The sequence below is a fragment of the Bradyrhizobium sp. 138 genome (genome assembly GCF_023074075.1).
Lineage (GTDB): Bacteria > Pseudomonadota > Alphaproteobacteria > Rhizobiales > Xanthobacteraceae > Bradyrhizobium.
Window position 1 is genome coordinate 106,447 of record NZ_JADPKT010000063.1, and the last position, 17,418, is coordinate 123,864.

Consider the following 17,418-nt stretch of genomic DNA (forward strand, 5'->3'; position numbering starts at 1 on the left):
GATTCCCCATGATCAAGCTCTATTGGTCGCCCCGCTCGCGCTCGTTCACGACACTCTGGCTGATGGAGGAGAGCGGCCTTGCCTATGAGCGTGTGCTGACCGACATCTCGACCGGCGCGCAGAAGGCGCCGGATTTCCTCAAGGTCAATCCGATGGGCAAGGTGCCGGCGCTCGCCGACGGCGATGTTGCGCTCGGCGAAGCCGCCGCGATCTGTGCCTACATTGCCGACCGCTATCCCGAGACCAAGCTTGCGCCGGGGATCACCGATCCGCGCCGCGGGCGCTATCTGCAATGGCTGTTCTTTTCGCCGGGCTGCATCGAGCCCGCCATCATCCAGATCTTCACCAAGATCGAGATCCCGACCTCGACCGCCGCCTGGGGCAGCGCGACGCAGGTGTTCGACGTGCTGGAAGCTGCGCTCGCCAAGGGGCCGTGGATTCTCGGCGAGGAATTTTCGGCCGCCGACGTCACGATCGGCTCGGGCCTGAATTTCGCGGTGCGTCTGTTCAAGATGGTGCCGTCGCGCCCCGCCTTCGACGCCTATCTCGCGCGCTGCATGGCGCGGCCGGCATTCCAGCGTGCGGAGAAGATCGCGGCGGGGTGAGGCAAGATCGTAGGGTGTGTTAGCGAAGCGTAACCCACCGCTGTTCGTCTCCGCTGAAGCACAAGAGGTGGGTTACGCCTTCGGCTAACCACCCTACGGAATCCCGGTCTATTCCGTCTTCAAATCATCAGGCTTCGGCATCAGGACGATGTTGTAGCCGGAATCGACATAGTGGATCTCGCCGGTCACGCCGCCGGAGAGATCCGACAGCAGATACAGCGCCGAGCCGCCGAGCTCATCGAGCGTGACGCCGCGGCGGAGCGGCGCATGTTTTTGCATGAAGGCGAACATCGCGCGCGCCTCGCCGATGCCGGAGCCGGCGAGCGTGCGGATGGGCCCTGCGGAGATCGCGTTGACGCGGATGCCGCGCGGTCCGAAATCGGAGGCGAGATAGCGCACCGAGGCTTCCAGCGCCGCCTTGGCCACCCCCATCACATTGTAGTTCGGCATCGCGCGTTCCGAGGCGCCGAAGGTCAGCGTGATCATGCTGCCGCCCTCCGTCATCAGCTCGGCGGCGCGCTTTGCGATTTCCGTGAACGAGAAGCAGGAGATCACCATGGTGCGCGAAAAGTTCTCGCGGCTGGTGTCGGCGTAGCGGCCCTTCAGCTCGTTCTTGTCGGCAAAGCCGATGGCGTGGATCACGAAGTCGAGCTTGCCCCACTTTTCGCGCAGCACATCGAAGGTCGCATCGACGCTGGCGATGTCCTCGACATCGCAAGGCAGCACCAGATCGACCCCGAGTTGCTCGGCCAGCGGCTTGACGCGCTTGCCGAGAGCCTCGCCCTGGAAGGTGAAGGCAAGCTCCGCACCGTGGGCATGCAGCGTCTTCGCCATGCCCCAGGCGATCGAATGATCATTGGCGATGCCCATGATCAGACCGCGCTTCCCTTTCATCAAACCTTCCATCTCGCCACTACCTTCCGTTTTCGTCACGCCCGGTTTGTCCCGGGCATCAGCACTTCCAACCCCGGGGCCAATACGTGGATGGCCGGGACGTCTAGCGCGAAGACGCGCTTCGCGCTTTCGCCCGGTCATGACGAGAAAATCAACAGTCCGCCAATGGCGTTACGCATCCAGCCGGCTGAACACCAGCGTGGCATTCGTGCCGCCGAAGCCGAAGGAGTTCGACAGCACGGTGCCGATCTTGATGTTGTCGATGCGCTTGCGCACGATCGGCATGTCGGCGAACACGGGATCGAGCTCCTGGATGTGCGCGCTCTCGCAGATGAAGCCGTTGTTCATCATCAGCAGCGAGTAGATCGCCTCCTGCACGCCGGTGGCGCCCAGCGAGTGGCCGGTCAGCGCCTTGGTCGCCGAGATCGGCGGACACTTCTCGCCACTTCCGAACACCCTTCGCAGCGCCTCGATCTCCGGGGGATCGCCGGCCGGCGTCGAGGTCGCGTGGGGATTGATGTAGTCCACCTTGGTCTTCACCGTCGACATCGCCATGCGCATGCAGCGCTCGGCGCCTTCCCCCGATGGCGCGACCATGTCGTAGCCGTCCGAAGTCGCGCCGTAGCCGACGATCTCGCCGTAAATGCGGGCGCCGCGCGCCTTGGCATGCTCGAGCTCTTCCAGCACCAGCACGCCGGCGCCGCCGGCGATGACGAAGCCGTCGCGGTTGAGGTCGTAGGGACGCGAGGCCGTGGCAGGCGTGTCATTGTACTTCGAGGACATCGCGCCCATGGCGTCGAACAGCACCGACAGCGACCAGTCCAATTCTTCGCAGCCACCGGCGAAGATGACGTCCTGCTTGCCGATCTGAATCGTCTCATAGGCATTGCCGACGCAATGGTTCGACGTCGCGCAAGCCGAGGAGATCGAGTAGTTCACGCCCTTGATCTTGAACCAGGTCGCAAGCGTCGCGGAGGCCGTGGACGACATCGCCTTCGGCACAGCAAACGGTCCGACGCGCTTCGGACCCTTGGTGCGGGTGATGTCGGCGGCTTCGACGATGGTGCGGGCGGACGGGCCGCCTGAGCCCATGATGATGCCGGTGCGGATATTGGAGACTTCATCAGGCGACAGACCGGAGTCCTGAATCGCCTGCTCCATCGCGATATGATTCCACGCCGCGCCCTGACCGAGGAAGCGCATGGCGCGACGGTCGACCACCGTCGCAGGATCGAGCGTCGGCGCGCCGGCGACCTGCGAACGAAAGCCGAGCTCGGCATATTTCTCCGCCCGAGAAATGCCCGACTTCGCCTCGTGAAGGCTCGCAAGCACTTCCTGGGTGTTGTTTCCGATCGACGAGACGATGCCCATCCCGGTGACCACAACCCGCCTCATGACAGCCTCGCCCTGCTCGTTGTCTTCTTGCTCGTTCTCTTCGTGATGATGCGCTCAGCCCAGGCTCGTGCCCTGCTTGAACAGGCCGACCTTCAGGTCCTTGGCGCGATAAATAATCTGCTCGTCGACCGAAAGCCACCCGTCGGCGATCCCGAGCACCAGCTTTGAACGCATCACGCGTTTGATGTCGACGTTGTACACAACCTTGCGCGCCTCGGGCAGCACCTGGCCGCTGAACTTCAGCTCGTTCAGGCCCAGCGCGCGACCACGACCTTCGCCCCCGGTCCAGCCCAGATAAAACCCGACCATTTGCCACAGCGCGTCGAGGCCGAGGCAGCCGGGCATCACCGGATCGTTCTTGAAGTGGCAGCCGAAGAACCAGAGGTCGGGCTTGACGTCGAGTTCGGCGCGCACCACGCCCTTGCCGAACTCCCCGCCATTGTCGTTGATCTCCGTGATGCGATCGAACATCAGCATCGGCGGCAACGGCAACTGGGCATTGCCCGGACCGAACATCTCGCCGCGGGCACAGGCCAGCAGATCTTCGTATTCGTAACCGTTGCGCCTGTTCAGCATGCACGAGCCTCTGTTTGAATTCCGGTTGAGCGGCGTTTTTTGGCGAAAATGGGCCCCGTCTCGGTCGGAGAGCAACGCCAATTGCCACCGTCAGGCGCGGCTCCCGCATGCCCCGGATGGACTGCCGGCCGGGCCTCCATGCCCGGCTGCGCCAAAATCGGCTAAGCGGAACCGCGCGCTCTCTAACACAGGCCATTTCGGGTGGCAAAGCGCATCCATGAAGGTAAAATGACGCGATCCGAGCCCGGTTCCAAGTCTGATTAGAACCTCTCTAGTTGCGAGAAACTTGCATCTGCATCTTTCGCTCCTTATATTGCAAAGAGATATTGTTCACGCGTGCCGAAATGTGGAAATGAGCGAGAATACCGCGCCCCATCACGATGACGACGTTCACGCCGCGGCCCTCTTGTCCGGCCGCCAGCCGGCTTTGACCGGCTGCCCCTGGCACGACGTCAACGAAATGCTCCAATCCGCCGGGCTTCGCCCGACGCGCCAGCGCATGGCGCTCGGCTGGCTGTTGTTCGGCAAGGGTGCTCGCCACCTCACGGCTGAAATGCTCTACGAGGAAGCGACACTGGCCAAGGTCCCGGTGTCGTTGGCGACCGTCTACAACACGCTGAACCAGCTCACCGATGCGGGCCTGCTCCGCCAGGTCAGCGTCGACGGCACCAAGACCTATTTCGACACCAACGTCACCACCCACCATCACTACTATCTCGAGAACAGCCATGAGCTGGTCGACATCGAGGATCCGCATCTGGCGCTGTCCAAGATGCCGGAGGTGCCGGAGGGTTACGAGATCGCGCGCATCGACATGGTGGTGCGCCTGCGCAAGAAGCGCTGAGATCGATCTAAACTACTGAATTCGTCGTCATGGCCGGGCTTGTCCCGGCCATTATCGTTTTTACGCTGTCATTCCGGGATGACGCCTGTCGGCGTCAGTTGACCTGCTCGTCCGAGTACACGCCCCAGAGGCGCTCCTGCTGGATCCAGCCGTCAAAGCCATTGCCGGTGACGCGGCACCAGTTTGCAGTGCACTTCTTCACCTGCGTGACGACGCCCGCCTGGAGCTTTGCTGCAACCGCGCTGTCGAGATCGGCACGATCGTAGATCGGGGCAAGATCGTCCTTGTGCTTCATGGTCACCACCGCAGTGCGGCGGCCCGACAGCAGCGAGTGATAGACCCAGCCCTCGGCGCCCTCGGAATCGCGCACCCGGCGCCAATTCTCGAACTCGGCGGTGATTTCGACCGGCAGGCCGGCACGGGTATAGACCCAGGCCACGTCATTGTCCTTGGTCGGGCCGGCGCGAACATTGACGTGATCCGATTTGAGGCTGACGTAACGCGGCACCGGCAGGCCGCTGGCGGTCTGGGGCGTGGTCTCCTTGGCCGAGTGCGAGGGGCCGACCGAAGCGCTCAACCAGGTGCAAACGAGCGCCATCACCGAACAAAAACGCCCCAACGCCATCAACCCGTCTCCTGTCGAGGACCCGGCCTTGCCGGACCCTCACCCCAAAATTCCAAAACCCTGCCGCATCGATCCCGACCCGCCCCACGCGGGGTTCCCCAAGCCGGCCCGTGGTTCTTGTCTTGGCCCGGCCTTCTGCTAGAGAGGACGGGCACTTGAACAACCAGTTTGCCCCGATTATCCGGCCGGAAATCTCGGGAGAGCTTGGAGGAAACGCCGGGGACGGACACGGCAAGGGCAGTGTCGAACAACCGGGTTAATGAGGCCTCAACGACCAGCCTTTGGCGACAGAGGCGGCCTGCGACGCCTCATGAGAGCAGGACATGTCGGTGAAGAAAAAGCCCCTCGTCGTGGTGACGCGCAAGCTGCCGGATTCGATCGAGACGCGGATGCGCGAATTGTTCGACGCGCGGATCAATCTCGAGGACACCCCGATGTCCGCCGAACAGATCGCGGAAGCCGCGCGCACCGCCGACGTGCTGGTTCCGACCGTCACCGACCACATCAGCGCCGACATCGTCAACCAGCCCGACTGCAAGCTGCGCCTGATCGCCAATTTCGGCAATGGCGTCGACAATATCGATGTCGAAGCCGCGCACGCCCGCGGCATCACCGTCACCAACACGCCGAAAGTTCTGACCGAGGATACCGCCGACATGACCATGGCGCTGATCCTCGCCGTGCCCAGGCGAATGATCGAAGGCGCCTCGATCCTGACCGAAGGAAAACCCTGGCCTGGCTGGTCGCCGACCTGGATGCTCGGCCATCGCATCGGGGGAAAACGGCTCGGTATCATCGGCATGGGCCGCATCGGTCAGGCGGTCGCGCGCCGCGCCCGCGCCTTCGGCCTGCAGATCCACTATCACAACCGCCGTCCCGTAGCCCCGAAGATCGCCGAAGAGCTTGGCGCGACCTATTGGGAAAGCCTCGACCAGATGCTGGCGCGAATGGACATCATCTCGGTGAATTGTCCGCATACGCCGGCGACCTATCATTTGCTCTCGGCGCGGCGGCTGAAGCTGATCCGGAAAGACGCCTATATCGTCAACACCGCGCGCGGCGAGGTCACCGACGAGGACACGTTGATCAAGCTGATCGAAGGCGGCGAGATCGGCGGCGCCGGGCTCGACGTCTACGAGCACGAGCCCGCGGTCAATCCAAAGCTGGTGCGGCTCGCCAAGGCCGGCAAGGTGACGCTGCTGCCGCATATGGGCTCGGCCACGATCGAAGGCCGCGTCGAGATGGGCGAGAAGGTGATCATCAACATCCGCACCTTCCTCGACGCCCACAAGCCGCCGGACCGCGTGCTGCCGAGCATGCTCTAGGATTTGTCCGTTCCGCGCCTGCGCCAGTCTGCTGCGAAATCGACGAAGGCACGCAGCGCGGGCGGCGTTTGCCGCCGGCTCGGGTAGTACAGGAACGGGCCGGGAAACGGCTCGCACCAATCCGCCATCAAGCTGACCAGCGCGCCGGAGTTCAGGGCATCGCCGACATAGCCATCGAGCGTCGTCCAGATGCCGGCGCCGTCGAGCGCGGCGCGCATCGCAAGGTTCATGTTGGTCGAGATCAGTTTTGCGGGTGGATCGACCTTCACGACCTGGCCGGCTTTCTCGAACTCCAGATCGTGCATGACGCCGCTGGAATACCGCGCGCGGATGCAATCGTGCTCGAGCAGATCCTTCGGATGTTTCGGCCTGCCGCGGCGCGCAAGGTAGGCAGGCGATGCGACGACGACGTAGCTCTGCGGGCCGCTCAGCGGGATCGCCACCATGTCCTGCGCGAGATGCTCGCCGTAGCGCACACCGGCATCGTAACCGGCGCTGACGATGTCGACGAAGCCGCTTTCCGAGACGATGTCGAGATCGACCTGCGGATAGGCGTTAAGAAACGGCCCGACCATCGGCGCCAGCACGAGATCGACTGCCGGCGGCGGCGCATTGATGCGCAGGCGGCCCGAGGCGACCTCGCGCAGGCCCCGGACCTGATCGAGCGCATCGCCGACATCGCGCAGCGCCGGCGCCACCCGCGACAGCAGCAGTTCGCCCGCCTCGGTCAGGGCGACGCTGCGGGTGGTGCGGTTCATCAGGCGGACGCCGAGGCGCTCCTCCAGGTCCCGCAGCCGTTGGCTAAGGCTCGACACGGACACACGAATTTCAATCGCGGCACGCCGGAAATTGCGGTTGCGGGCAATTGCCACGAAGACATCGAGATCGCGCAAATCGGGCTCGGCCATTGTCCTCTAATGTGAACAAGCTATTCCATATTGTCCAGCTTATCGGCGCAATCAAGCGGGCGCATATCTGGCCTCATCACGCGGCGCAGTCAGCCGCCTTTCGAGGAGAGCCATCATGGAACAGCGCAAACTTGGTTCAACCGGTCCCACCGTCTCGGCCCTCGGGCTCGGCTGCATGGGCATGTCGGATATCTATGGCTCCGCCGATCGCGGCGAGGCCATCGCCACCGTGCAGGCGGCGATCGATGCCGGCATTACCTTGCTCGACACCGGCGACTTCTACGCGATGGGTCACAACGAGATGCTGGTTTGCGAGGCGCTGAAGGATATCTCGCGCGACAAGGTGCAGATCAGCGTCAAGTACGGCGCGCTGCGTGGTCCCGCCGGCGAGTTCGCTGGGATGGACACGAGGCCGGCCGCGACCAAAAACTTCCTCGCCTATTCATTGCAACGCCTTGGCACCGACTATGTCGACATCTATCGCCCCGCGCGGCTCGACCCCAACGTTCCCATCGAGGAGACCATCGGCGGCCTCGCCGATCTCGTGAAGGCCGGCTACATCAGGCATATCGGCCTGTCCGAGGTCGGCTCCGACACCATCCGCCGCGCACACGCCGTGCATCCGATCGCCGATCTCCAGATCGAATATTCGCTGATCGAGCGCGGCATCGAACGCGATATCCTCAAGACCTGCCGCGAGCTCGGCATCGGCATCACGGCTTATGGCGTGCTCGCGCGCGGCTTGATCAGCGGCCATTGGACCAGGGACAGCGGCAAGGCCGGCAAGGATTACCGGCTGATGACGCCGCGTTTCCAGGGCGCGAACCTCGATGCCAATCTCGCGCTCGTCGAATCGCTGCGCACGATTGCAAACGATGTCGGCGCGACGCCGGCGCAAGTTGCGATCGCCTGGGTGGCGGCGCAGGGCAAGGAGATCGTGCCGCTGGTCGGCGCGAGAACTCGCAATCGTCTCACCGAATCGCTCGGCGCGACCAGGTTCACGCTGACACCGGCTCATCTCGCTGCGCTGGCAAAAGCCTTCCCGCCGGATGTCGCTTCCGGCACGCGCTACGCCGCCGAGCAGATGGCGCATCTCGACAGCGAGAAACCGGCCACGGCGTAACCGCGGCAATCAACTGCGGTGGGCGCTGAGGTCGGTGACGACGGGCCCATCGCCGTTGAGCGGATTGGCGGGATCGCGCGAATAGCGCAGCGTCTCGAAGCGCATTGCGCGCGCATCGATCATCAGGAGGCGGCCGATGAGGCCGTCGCCGAAACCGACGATCTCGCGGATGGCCTCCAGCGCCATCATCGAGCCGAGCACACCCGCCAGCGCACCCATGACGCCGGCTTCCGCGCAGGCCGGCACGGTGCCGGGCGGCGGTGCCTCCGGAAACAGGCAGCGATAGGTCGGGTTGAATTCGCCCTGCTCGTTCGTCTCATGCGCGCGGATGGTGGTGAGCGAGCCGTCGAAGGTGCCGAGCGCGGCGGTAATCAGCGGCCGCTTCGCGAAGAAGCAGGCGTCCGAGACCAGATAGCGCGTCGAGAAATTGTCGGAGCCGTCGAGCACGAGATCGTAGTCGCCAATCAGGCTCAGCGCATTGTCGGCATTCAGCCAGGTGGCGTGACCGACGAAACGGACATGCGGATTGAGCGCCGCAATCCGTTCCGCCGCGCTCTCGACCTTGTGCCGGCCGATATCGGGCGTCGTATGGATCACCTGGCGTTGCAGGTTGGACAGCGACACCACGTCGTCGTCGACCACGCCGAGCGTCCCGACGCCGGCAGCAGCCAGATACATCAGAGCGGGCGCGCCGAGCCCGCCGGCGCCGATCACCAGCACGGAAGCCCGCTTCAGCGCGGCCTGGCCGGGACCGCCGACATCGCGCAGCACGATATGGCGGGCGTAGCGTTCGAGTTCGTCCGGACTCAGCATCGTCGTACGTCTCTCCTACCAAGCCGTCGCTGTCACTCCTCATGGTGAGGAGGCGCAAAGCGCCGTCTCGAACCATGCAGGCCCCGATCTCGCCCGGGGCCATCCTTCGAGACGCGACCTTCGGCCGCTCCTCAGGATGAGGGCCTGAGTCCGCGGCCTCTACGGCACCTGAACCACCGCTACATTGTTCGCGACCAACGAGATGTGCTTCAATGGCATTGCGTTCAATGGGCTGGCTGGATTTGTCATGAGATCGATGCTTGCGGCAACACTGATGTTTGCGTCTGCCACAGGCGCGCAGGCCCAGATGACGACGCCACAAATCCCCGGCTCCGCCCCGAAAACGGTCCAGACCGTTCCGGTCAAGCCTCCGGCCATGCAGACGCCGTCGGCGACGGCCGACGCCATGGCAAAAGCGGAACGGCTGTCGCTGCAGTCGGACCTCGCCTGGGTCGGCCAGTATAACGGCGCCATCACCGGCGACGTCAGCGAGCGCATGGTCAACGCCATCAAGGAGTACCAGAAGGCCAAGGGCGGCAAGCCGACCGGCGTGCTCAATCCGCAGGAGCGCGCCGCGCTCGCCGAGACGGCGCGAAAGAAGCAGGACAGCGTCGGCTGGAAGATCGTGACGGAGCCGACCAGCGGCGCCCGGCTCGGCATCCCCTCGAAACTGGTGCCGCAGCAGGCGAGCGACGCCAACGGCTCGAAATGGACCTCGCCGACCGGCACGGTGCAGGTGCTGCTCAGCCGCCGCAAGGAGGTGAACCCGACCTCCGCAAAGCTCGCCGACCTGGAGAAGGAGCCGTCGGGACGCAAGGTCGACTACACCGTGGTGAAGCCCGACTTCTTCGTGCTGTCGGGCTTGCAGGGCCTGAAGAAGTTTTACGTGCGCGGCAGCTTCAAAGGCGATGAGGTCCGCACCATGACGATCCTCTACGACCAGGCGACCGAGAACACGGTCGAGCCGGTCGTGATCGCGATGTCGAGCGCCTTCAATGCATTTCCGTCGGGCCCGCAACCCGGGCCGCCGCCGCGCAAGACCGTCGAATACGGGACCGGCCTAGTCGTCAGCGACGATGGCGCAATCGTTGCCGACCGCCTCGTCACCGACGGCTGCCTCGCGATCACGATCGCCGGCCATGGCAGTGCCGACCGCCTCACTGATGACAAGGAGCGCGGTCTTGCGCTGTTGCACATCTACGGCGCACGCGGCCTGAAGCCGTTCAGCCTTGCTGGCGGCGCGGCAAAGACGAACGTGGACGTCGTCGGCATCGCCGATCCGCAGAGCCAGGGCGGCGCCGGCAGCGTATCGGTCGTCAAGGCTGCACTGGCGCCGGCCCCGAGCAGCGAGTCCACGCTGTCCCCGCCGCCGGCGGTCGGGTTTTCCGGTGGTCCGGCGATCGATGACGACGGCAAGTTCGCCGGCATTGCGCTGTTGAAGCCGACGATGGTGGCGGGACCTGCGACATCAGTGCCGGCGTCGCAGGCCGTGATGGTGTCCGCGGATGCGGTGCGCGATTTCCTGAAGGCGAACAGTGTCGCGGCGAACGGCACGTCGACGGACGCAAGGGCCGCCGTCGTCCGCGTGATCTGCGTGCGGAAGTAATCTGCGCGACAATCACTCTCTCCAGTGTCCCGGACGCGGTGCGGCACGAAGTGCCGCTCCGCTGCGTCCGAGGCACGAGATCAACCAAGCCGCGAGCATCATCACACGTACCACTACGGGTCCAGTAATGGTACGGATTCGCTGGCATTCCCTATTCCGCCATCATCGTTGCTGCTGATTCGGACTCCGCGATCCCCATTGGATCGGGCCGGCACGTCCTGAGCGAGAAGAGCTCAGCATCGAAATCGATGCACGTTCGCGTGGCGTATTCCTGACCCCAAGCACTCCAAAGGATTGATCTTCAAATGCACACGATCGTACTGGCCACCCAAAAGGGTGGCAGCGGGAAGAGCACGCTCGCCATCGGCCTCGCGCTCGCGGCCAAGCAGGCCGGCTTCACCGTCCGCCTGATCGAGACCGACCCGCAGGGCACCCTGTCCAACTGGCAGCGCCGCCGCACCGCCGACGACCTTGTCGTCGAGCCGATCTACCATGCCGCCGACATCGCACCGCGCCTGAAGATGCTGGCCGACAGCGGCCTTCAGCTCGCGATCGTCGACACTGCCGCCGGCCTTAGCGCCGCGACCACCGCGGCGATCCGCCATTCCGATCTCTGCCTGATCCCGGCCCGCCCGAGCGTCGCCGACATCGAGGCGACCGCCTCCACGCTCAGCGTCGCGCGGGCCTGGAAGCGGCCCTACAGCTTCGTGCTCAACCAGACGCCGATCCGCGGCCAGCGCATCGACAACGCCGCCAACACCCTCGCCGAGGAAGCCGCGCTCGATCTTGCGGAGGTGCTGGCGCGTCCGCTGATCGTGATGCGCAACGATCACCAGGATTCGCTCGCGAGCGGCCTTGGCGTGAGCGAATTCGCGCCGAACGGCAAGTCGGCGGACGAGATCCGCGGCCTCTGGCGCTGGATTGAAGCCCGGCTCGAGCTCACTGCGACGACCGGTGTCCTGATCGACCAAGTGATGTCGGCTACGGACGGCATGCTGCATGCCACCGCCGAGCTTTCGGCCGACGAGACCACGACCCTGGCGTCCTGAGCGGGGCGATCGCTCGGACGGCAGTTGGCCCTCCACCATCCGGAAGGGTCCAGCGACGAAGCAATCCGGCCACCAGCCCGGCCGGATTGCTTCGCATTTTTTTGGAGACGCTCTATCCACCGTCATTGCGAGCGCAGCGAAGCAATCCAGACTGTCACCGCGGAGGGATTCTGGATTGCTTCGTCGCAAGAGCTCCTCGCAATGACGGCGTAGTGGGATTGTCGTCTTGCACGAACTCGCAGCCTTCCGGCTGAGATCCCCAGTCACTTCTGACATTTCGAGCACCAGAAGGTCGAGCGACCATTCTGCGTAAACCGCTTGATCGTGCCGCCGCAGCGCGGCGTCGTGCATTTCTCGCCCTCGCGGTCATAAACCCTAAACGAGTGCTGGAAATAGCCGAGCTCGCCAGAGGTCTGGCGATGGTCGCGCAGTGACGAACCGCCGGCCTTGATGGCGTCGTTCAGCACGGTGTGGATCGCGCTGACCAACCGCTTGGCGTGATCAGTCGGCTCGCCTCCGGCAACGCCCTTGCGTTGTCCGGCCTTGGTCGCGAGCGTCGCGGCGATCCGGCTCGGCGACAGATGCGAGCGGTGCAGCGCTTCGCAGACATAGATGTTGCCGAGGCCGGCGACCACGCGCTGGTCGAGCAGCGCCGCCTTCAGGCTCGTGGTCTTACCCGCGCAGGAGCGCGCCAGCATCGCGGCATCGAACTCGTTGCCGAGCGGCTCGGGGCCGAGCCCGCGCAGCAGCGGTTCTTCATCAAGCGCGTTGCGCGCAATCACTTTCATGTAACCGAAACGGCGCGGATCGTTAAAGACGATGTCGGCGCCGGAGGACATCCGAAACAGCACGTGGTCGTGCGCAGAATCCTTGGCCTTCGGATAATGAAACTCGCCAGGCTGCGCGTCGTTGTCCGGCTTGATGACGCGGAACGAGCCCGACATGCCCAGATGCATCAAGAGCACATCGCCGGAGGCGAGATCGGCCATGAGATATTTTGCACGGCGGCCGAGACCGGTGACGACCTGGCCCTTGAGCCGCGCCACGAAATCCGGCTGGAACGGAAAGCGCAAATCCGGCCGGCGGGCCTCCGCGACCAGGATTTTCGCGCCCTCCATGACGGGCTGAAGGCCGCGGCGGACGGTCTCGACTTCGGGCAATTCGGGCATGGTCAGGCATTCACCTTATGAGGGCGGTGTGATAGCGCCATTGCGGCGGGCGCGCTATGGTCCGCCCAGTGGAGTAGAGTAATGGATCGGCCGGGCGAAACCACGCATTTTGGCTTCAGGGACGTCCCCCTCGGGGACAAGCAGACGCTGGTGAACGACGTGTTTCACAGCGTGGCGTCGCGCTATGATCTGATGAACGATTTGATGTCCGGCGGCCTGCACCGGGTCTGGAAGGACATCATGATCACGGCGCTGGATCCGCCCAGAAGCAACCGGCCGTTCGCCCTGCTCGACGTTGCCGGCGGCACCGGCGACATCTCGTTCCGCGCCGCCAAGGCGGCCGGCACTGGCTTCCATGCCACCGTCTGCGACATCAACACCGACATGCTCGCCGTCGGCCGCGAGCGGGCCATCAAGCGGCATCACGAAACCCGGGTCGATTTCGTCGAAGGCAATGCCGAGGCGCTCGCCTTCGCCGATCGCAGCTTCGACGCCTATACGATCGCTTTCGGCATTCGCAACGTGCCCCGGATCGATCTGGCGCTACGCGAAGCCTATCGCGTGCTGAAGCCCGGCAGCCGCTTCCTCTGCCTGGAATTCTCCAGCGTCGAGATGCCGGGCCTCGATCGCCTCTATGACCTGTTCTCGTTCAAGGTGATCCCGCCGCTCGGCCGCATGATTACGGGCGATGCCGAGTCCTATCAATATCTCGTCGAATCGATCCGCAAGTTTCCAAAGCCTGCCGCCTTCGCCGACATGATCCGCGACGCCGGCTTTGCCCGCGTCAGCTGGCAGACATTGTCCGGCGGCATCGTCGCACTGCATTCGGGCTGGCGTTTGTGATCTCTGCCTTTAACCACATTGCGCGCCTGATCCGCGCCGGGTTCGTGTTTGCCCGCGAGGGCGTGTTCGGCTCGGTCGATCCGAGCCTGGTGCCGCCGCCAGGACAGCTCGCGCTGAAGCTGGCGCGCCTCATCGAACGCCGCGGCACCAAGCACGGCCCGCGGATCTCACGCGCGCTGACGCGGATGGGCCCAGCCTATCTCAAGCTCGGACAGTTCCTGGCGACGCGCCCCGACGTGGTCGGCGTCATCATGGCGCGCGACCTCGAAAGCCTGCAGGACCGCCTGCCGCCGTTTTCGCAGGACGAAGCCGAGGCCGCCATCGCGACGTCGCTGGAGCGGCCGCTGAAGGACGTGTTCGTCAGCTTCGGGCCCCCCGTCGCAGCCGCCTCGATCGCGCAGGTGCATCGCGGTGAAGTCTTGCGCAACGGGATCCGCACCTCGGTCGCGGTCAAGGTGCTCAGGCCGAACGTGGCCGCGCGCTTCCGCCGCGATCTCTCCGACTTCTTCTTCGTCGCACACAAGGCCGAGGCCTACTCGGCGGAAGCGCGGCGGCTGCGCCTGATCGAGGTCATCAACACCATGTCGCGCTCGGTCGCCATGGAGATGGACCTGCGGCTGGAGGCGGCTGCGCTGTCCGAGATGGCGGAGAACACGCGCGACGACCCCGACTTCTGCGTGCCTGCGGTCGACTGGGACCGCACCACGCACAACGTGCTGACGATGGAGTGGATCGATGGCATCGCGCTGAACGATCACAAGCGCCTGGCAGAGGCGCGGGTCGATTTGCCCGATCTCGGCCGCAAGGTGATCCAGAGCTTCCTGCGGCACGCGCTCCGCGACGGCTTCTTCCACGCCGACATGCATCCGGGCAATCTGTTCCTCGACGACGCCGGTCGTCTCGTCGCGGTCGATTTTGGCATCATGGGCCGGCTCGGCATGAAGGAGCGGCGCTTCCTCGCCGAAATCCTGCTCGGCTTCATCACCCGGGATTATCGCCGCGTCGCCGAGGTACACTTCGAGGCGGGCTACGTGCCCGCGCACCACTCGGTCGAGAATTTCGCGCAAGCGATCCGCGCCATCGGCGAGCCGATTCACAACCGCACGGCGGAAGAGATCTCGATGGCACGGCTGCTGACGCTGCTGCTCGAGGTCACCGGCCTGTTCGACATGACGACGCGGCCAGAGCTGATCCTGCTGCAGAAGACCATGGTGGTGGTCGAAGGCGTAGCGCGCGGCTTCGATCCCAAGCTCGACATCTGGAAGATCGCCGACCCCGTGGTGCGCGAATGGATCGAGCGCAATCTCGGACCGATCGGCCGGGTGCAGGGCGCGCTCGCCGGGACCGGAGACATCGCGCGGGTGCTGATGCGCCTGCCCGAGATCGCCGAACGGTCGGTGAAGGTTCTGGAGCAGCTCGAGACCATGACGCGGGAGGGCATCGGGCTGTCGCCGGAGAGCATCGCCGCGATGGGCCGCAGCGAGGGCCGCAAGAACCGCTGGCGCACCGTCGCGCTCTGGATCATTGCCGCGACCTTCATTGGAATCCTGATCGCCGTCCGGAATCTATGATTGCACTGCAATCATGTGAATGATAGCATCGCTATCATTCCGTGCTGGAGGGCGCCATGGCAAGCCTGACCATCCGCAAGCTCGACGATCACGTCAAAACCTATCTGCGGCTGCGCTCGGCCAAGAACCGCAGGTCGGTCGAGGAAGAGGTCCGGGTCATCCTGCGGGAGCTGATCGAGGGCCGCGAGGGGCCGCTGACGCCGTTTTCGGCGCCGCCGGTGGCATCCTCCGCCCCCACGCCCCAACGCACCGGAGCCCTTCCTGAGGCCAGTGTCACCCTGATCATCGGCGGCGGCATCGCCGCCTACAAATCGCTCGACCTGATCCGCCGGCTGAAGGAACGCCGCATCGAGGTCCGCTGCGTGTTGACCAAGGCGGCGCAGCAATTCGTGACGCCGCTGGCGGCGAGCGCGCTCTCGCATGAGCGCGTCTATACCGACCTGTTCGACCCCCAGAGCGAGTTCGACGCCGGCCATATCAGGCTCGCGCGCGACTGCGACCTGATCGTGGTGGCGCCGGCCACCGCCGACCTGATGGCGAAGATGGCGAACGGCCATGCCGACGATCTCGCCAGCGCCATCCTGCTCGCGACCAACCGCAAGGTGCTGCTGGCGCCGGCGATGAACCCGCTGATGTGGAACAACGCGGCGACGCGCCGCAACGTCGGCTTGCTCCAGCGCGACGGCGTCGTGCTGGTCGGGCCCAATTCCGGCGAGATGGCGGAAGCCGGCGAAGCCGGAACCGGCCGCATGTCCGAAGCCATCGAGATCGCGAGCGCCGCCGAGCGGCTGCTGAGGCCGCCGGTGCCGAAGCCGCTTGCCGGCAAGCGCGTGCTGATCACCGCAGGTCCCACGCACGAGCCGATCGATCCGGTGCGCTACATCGCCAACCGCTCCTCCGGCAAGCAGGGCTTTGCCATTGCCGCCGCCGCGCAGGCCGCGGGCGCCGAGGTGATCCTGGTCAGCGGCCCGGTCGATCTCAGCGATCCCCAGGGCGTGACGGTGAAGCATGTGGAATCGGCGCGGCAGATGCTGGAGCAGGTGCAGGCCTCGCTTCCCGCCGACATCGCGATCTTCGCCGCCGCGGTCGCCGACTGGCGTGTTGCCAATGAAGGCGAGCAGAAGCTGAAGAAGACCTCCGCCGGCATGCCGCCGCTTCAGCTCGTGGAGAACCCCGACATTCTCGCCACGATTTCAAAACTGGCCGACAAGCGTCCGCCGCTGGTGATCGGCTTCGCCGCCGAGACCGAGCACCTCATCGACAACGCCAAATCAAAACTCGCGCGCAAGGGCTGCGACTGGATCGTCGCCAACGACGTCTCGCCGGCGACTGGCGTGATGGGCGGCGACCGCAACACGGTGCATTTGATCAGCCGCAAGAACGGGGAGACGGACGGCGAGATTGCAGTTGATTCCTGGCCGGTGATGACCAAGGAACAGGTCGCCATCGAACTGGTCGCGCATGTCGCGAAAAGCGTGAGCGACAAATCCCGGGAGCCGGCATCTTGAGCACCAAGGTCACTGTCGAACTGCAACGCCTCGCCCATGCCGAGGGCCTGCCGATCCCGGCCTACCAGACCGCGGAGGCCGCGGGCCTCGACCTTATGGCGGCGGTTCCTGACAACGAGCCCGTCATGCTAGCGCCCGGCCAATATGCGCTGGTGCCGACGGGGCTCGCGATCGCCTTGCCGCCTGGACACGAGGCCCAGGTGCGGCCGCGCTCGGGGCTTGCGGCCAAGCACGGCGTCACCGTGCTGAATGCGCCGGGCACGATCGACGCGGACTACCGCGGCGAGATCAAGGTGATCCTGATCAATCACGGCAAGGCCGCCTTCGTGATCAAGCGCGGCGAGCGCATCGCGCAGATGGTGATCGCTCCTGTCGTGCAGGCCGAGCTGGTTCCGGTGGTGACCTTGTCGGACACCGATCGCGGCGCTGGCGGATTCGGCTCGACCGGCCGCTAACACCCGGCAATCCCAACCGAATCAGCCCGAAGAACTACGTGAAATGGAACATCGCGGCCCGCATTTTTGGGGGGCCGCGTTTGCGTTCACGATCTGGACTCTTACCGGC

The 17,418-nt window shown here is 64.9% G+C and carries 17 protein-coding genes; 10 read left to right on the forward strand and 7 right to left on the reverse strand.

What is annotated here, in order from left to right; all coding sequences use genetic code 11:
• Nucleotides 1-8 precede the first annotated feature (8 nt).
• Nucleotides 9-605 (forward strand): glutathione S-transferase family protein, encoded by a 597-nt coding sequence (locus IVA79_RS20660; RefSeq protein WP_247556094.1) that lies wholly within the window; start codon nt 9-11, stop codon nt 603-605.
• A gap of 108 nt (nt 606-713) precedes the next feature.
• On the opposite strand, the gene fabI is transcribed toward IVA79_RS20660, so the two are convergent.
• The 3 genes from fabI to fabA form a co-directional block, all read right to left on the reverse strand.
• Entirely contained in the window at nt 714-1,511 is a 798-nt protein-coding gene (gene fabI / locus IVA79_RS20665) for an enoyl-ACP reductase FabI (protein ID WP_247556541.1), read from the reverse strand.
• Between the two features lie 159 nt (nt 1,512-1,670).
• Nucleotides 1,671-2,894, reverse strand: a complete 1,224-nt coding sequence (gene fabB / locus IVA79_RS20670) for a beta-ketoacyl-ACP synthase I (protein WP_247556096.1) — start codon at nt 2,892-2,894, stop codon at nt 1,671-1,673.
• 54 nt (nt 2,895-2,948) lie between these two features.
• Nucleotides 2,949-3,470 (reverse strand): bifunctional 3-hydroxydecanoyl-ACP dehydratase/trans-2-decenoyl-ACP isomerase, encoded by a 522-nt coding sequence (gene fabA / locus IVA79_RS20675; RefSeq protein WP_247556098.1) that lies wholly within the window; start codon nt 3,468-3,470, stop codon nt 2,949-2,951.
• 352 nt (nt 3,471-3,822) lie between these two features.
• On the opposite strand from fabA, the gene irrA reads away from it, so the two are divergent.
• Nucleotides 3,823-4,314 (forward strand): iron response transcriptional regulator IrrA, encoded by a 492-nt coding sequence (gene irrA, locus IVA79_RS20680; protein WP_008131763.1) that lies wholly within the window; start codon nt 3,823-3,825, stop codon nt 4,312-4,314.
• A gap of 94 nt (nt 4,315-4,408) precedes the next feature.
• Here the strand turns inward: irrA and IVA79_RS20685 are convergent, their stop codons facing one another.
• Nucleotides 4,409-4,939 (reverse strand): SH3 domain-containing protein, encoded by a 531-nt coding sequence (locus IVA79_RS20685; RefSeq protein ID WP_247556100.1) that lies wholly within the window; start codon nt 4,937-4,939, stop codon nt 4,409-4,411.
• 323 nt (nt 4,940-5,262) lie between these two features.
• Between IVA79_RS20685 and IVA79_RS20690 the strand changes: the two genes are divergently transcribed.
• Nucleotides 5,263-6,264: a D-glycerate dehydrogenase gene (locus IVA79_RS20690; RefSeq protein ID WP_247314488.1), complete on the forward strand. Its 1,002-nt coding sequence runs from the start codon at nt 5,263-5,265 to the stop codon at nt 6,262-6,264.
• Here IVA79_RS20690 and IVA79_RS20695 read toward each other — a convergent pair.
• Nucleotides 6,261-7,172 carry a LysR family transcriptional regulator gene (locus IVA79_RS20695; protein ID WP_247556103.1) on the reverse strand — a complete coding sequence of 304 codons (912 nt, stop codon included), beginning with the start codon at nt 7,170-7,172 and terminating at the stop codon, nt 6,261-6,263. The two genes, IVA79_RS20690 and IVA79_RS20695, sit on opposite strands and share 4 nt — an antisense overlap.
• Before the next feature lie 115 nt (nt 7,173-7,287).
• Here IVA79_RS20695 and IVA79_RS20700 point away from each other — a divergent pair, with 115 nt between their 5' ends.
• The gene (locus IVA79_RS20700) at nt 7,288-8,295 is read left to right on the forward strand and encodes an aldo/keto reductase (protein WP_247556105.1); all 1,008 of its coding nucleotides are present in this window, start codon (nt 7,288-7,290) and stop codon (nt 8,293-8,295) included.
• A 9-nt stretch (nt 8,296-8,304) separates the two neighbouring features.
• Here IVA79_RS20700 and moeB read toward each other — a convergent pair whose 3' ends face one another.
• Nucleotides 8,305-9,108 carry a molybdopterin-synthase adenylyltransferase MoeB gene (gene moeB / locus IVA79_RS20705; RefSeq protein WP_247556107.1) on the reverse strand — a complete coding sequence of 268 codons (804 nt, stop codon included), beginning with the start codon at nt 9,106-9,108 and terminating at the stop codon, nt 8,305-8,307.
• A 247-nt stretch (nt 9,109-9,355) separates the two neighbouring features.
• On the opposite strand from moeB, the gene IVA79_RS20710 reads away from it, so the two are divergent.
• Nucleotides 9,356-10,714: a peptidoglycan-binding protein gene (locus IVA79_RS20710; protein WP_247556109.1), complete on the forward strand. Its 1,359-nt coding sequence runs from the start codon at nt 9,356-9,358 to the stop codon at nt 10,712-10,714.
• 305 nt (nt 10,715-11,019) lie between these two features.
• The gene (locus IVA79_RS20715; RefSeq protein WP_247556111.1) at nt 11,020-11,763 is read left to right on the forward strand and encodes a ParA family protein; all 744 of its coding nucleotides are present in this window, start codon (nt 11,020-11,022) and stop codon (nt 11,761-11,763) included.
• Between the two features lie 263 nt (nt 11,764-12,026).
• Here the strand turns inward: IVA79_RS20715 and mutM are convergent, their stop codons facing one another.
• Complete coding sequence (gene mutM / locus IVA79_RS20720) at nt 12,027-12,932, reverse strand: bifunctional DNA-formamidopyrimidine glycosylase/DNA-(apurinic or apyrimidinic site) lyase (protein WP_247556113.1); 906 nt, start codon at nt 12,930-12,932, stop codon at nt 12,027-12,029.
• An 81-nt stretch (nt 12,933-13,013) separates the two neighbouring features.
• Between mutM and ubiE the strand changes: the two genes are divergently transcribed.
• Genes ubiE through dut form a run of 4 tightly spaced genes read left to right on the forward strand, consistent with a single transcriptional unit; the run spans nt 13,014 to nt 17,309 of the window.
• Entirely contained in the window at nt 13,014-13,775 is a 762-nt protein-coding gene (gene ubiE / locus IVA79_RS20725; RefSeq protein WP_247556116.1) for a bifunctional demethylmenaquinone methyltransferase/2-methoxy-6-polyprenyl-1,4-benzoquinol methylase UbiE, read from the forward strand.
• Nucleotides 13,772-15,346, forward strand: a complete 1,575-nt coding sequence (gene ubiB / locus IVA79_RS20730) for a 2-polyprenylphenol 6-hydroxylase (RefSeq protein WP_247556119.1) — start codon at nt 13,772-13,774, stop codon at nt 15,344-15,346. Before ubiE ends, ubiB begins: the two co-directional genes overlap by 4 nt.
• A gap of 56 nt (nt 15,347-15,402) precedes the next feature.
• On the forward strand, nt 15,403-16,854 hold the full coding sequence (coaBC, locus tag IVA79_RS20735; RefSeq protein ID WP_247556122.1) for a bifunctional phosphopantothenoylcysteine decarboxylase/phosphopantothenate--cysteine ligase CoaBC: 1,452 nt from the start codon (nt 15,403-15,405) through the stop codon (nt 16,852-16,854).
• Nucleotides 16,851-17,309, forward strand: coding sequence for a dUTP diphosphatase (gene dut, locus IVA79_RS20740; protein WP_247556124.1), 459 nt, complete (start codon nt 16,851-16,853; stop codon nt 17,307-17,309). The genes coaBC and dut overlap by 4 nt, the downstream gene beginning before the upstream one ends.
• Nucleotides 17,310-17,418: the final 109 nt, after the last annotated feature.

Excerpts from the sequence above, each read along its gene's own strand:
- fabI (WP_247556541.1), bottom strand. The coding sequence starts at position 1,511 with ATGGAAGGTTTGATGAAAGGGAAGCGCGGTCTGATCATGGGCATCGCC.
- coaBC (WP_247556122.1), top strand. The coding sequence starts at position 15,403 with ATGGCAAGCCTGACCATCCGCAAGCTCGACGATCACGTCAAAACCTAT.
- IVA79_RS20685 (WP_247556100.1), bottom strand. The coding sequence starts at position 4,939 with ATGGCGTTGGGGCGTTTTTGTTCGGTGATGGCGCTCGTTTGCACCTGG.
- fabA (WP_247556098.1), bottom strand. The coding sequence starts at position 3,470 with ATGCTGAACAGGCGCAACGGTTACGAATACGAAGATCTGCTGGCCTGT.
- irrA (WP_008131763.1), top strand. The coding sequence starts at position 3,823 with ATGAGCGAGAATACCGCGCCCCATCACGATGACGACGTTCACGCCGCG.
- fabB (WP_247556096.1), bottom strand. The coding sequence starts at position 2,894 with ATGAGGCGGGTTGTGGTCACCGGGATGGGCATCGTCTCGTCGATCGGA.
- IVA79_RS20715 (WP_247556111.1), top strand. The coding sequence starts at position 11,020 with ATGCACACGATCGTACTGGCCACCCAAAAGGGTGGCAGCGGGAAGAGC.
- IVA79_RS20695 (WP_247556103.1), bottom strand. The coding sequence starts at position 7,172 with ATGGCCGAGCCCGATTTGCGCGATCTCGATGTCTTCGTGGCAATTGCC.
- IVA79_RS20710 (WP_247556109.1), top strand. The coding sequence starts at position 9,356 with ATGAGATCGATGCTTGCGGCAACACTGATGTTTGCGTCTGCCACAGGC.
- IVA79_RS20660 (WP_247556094.1), top strand. The coding sequence starts at position 9 with ATGATCAAGCTCTATTGGTCGCCCCGCTCGCGCTCGTTCACGACACTC.
- IVA79_RS20690 (WP_247314488.1), top strand. The coding sequence starts at position 5,263 with ATGTCGGTGAAGAAAAAGCCCCTCGTCGTGGTGACGCGCAAGCTGCCG.
- IVA79_RS20700 (WP_247556105.1), top strand. The coding sequence starts at position 7,288 with ATGGAACAGCGCAAACTTGGTTCAACCGGTCCCACCGTCTCGGCCCTC.
- ubiE (WP_247556116.1), top strand. The coding sequence starts at position 13,014 with ATGGATCGGCCGGGCGAAACCACGCATTTTGGCTTCAGGGACGTCCCC.
- moeB (WP_247556107.1), bottom strand. The coding sequence starts at position 9,108 with ATGCTGAGTCCGGACGAACTCGAACGCTACGCCCGCCATATCGTGCTG.
- mutM (WP_247556113.1), bottom strand. The coding sequence starts at position 12,932 with ATGCCCGAATTGCCCGAAGTCGAGACCGTCCGCCGCGGCCTTCAGCCC.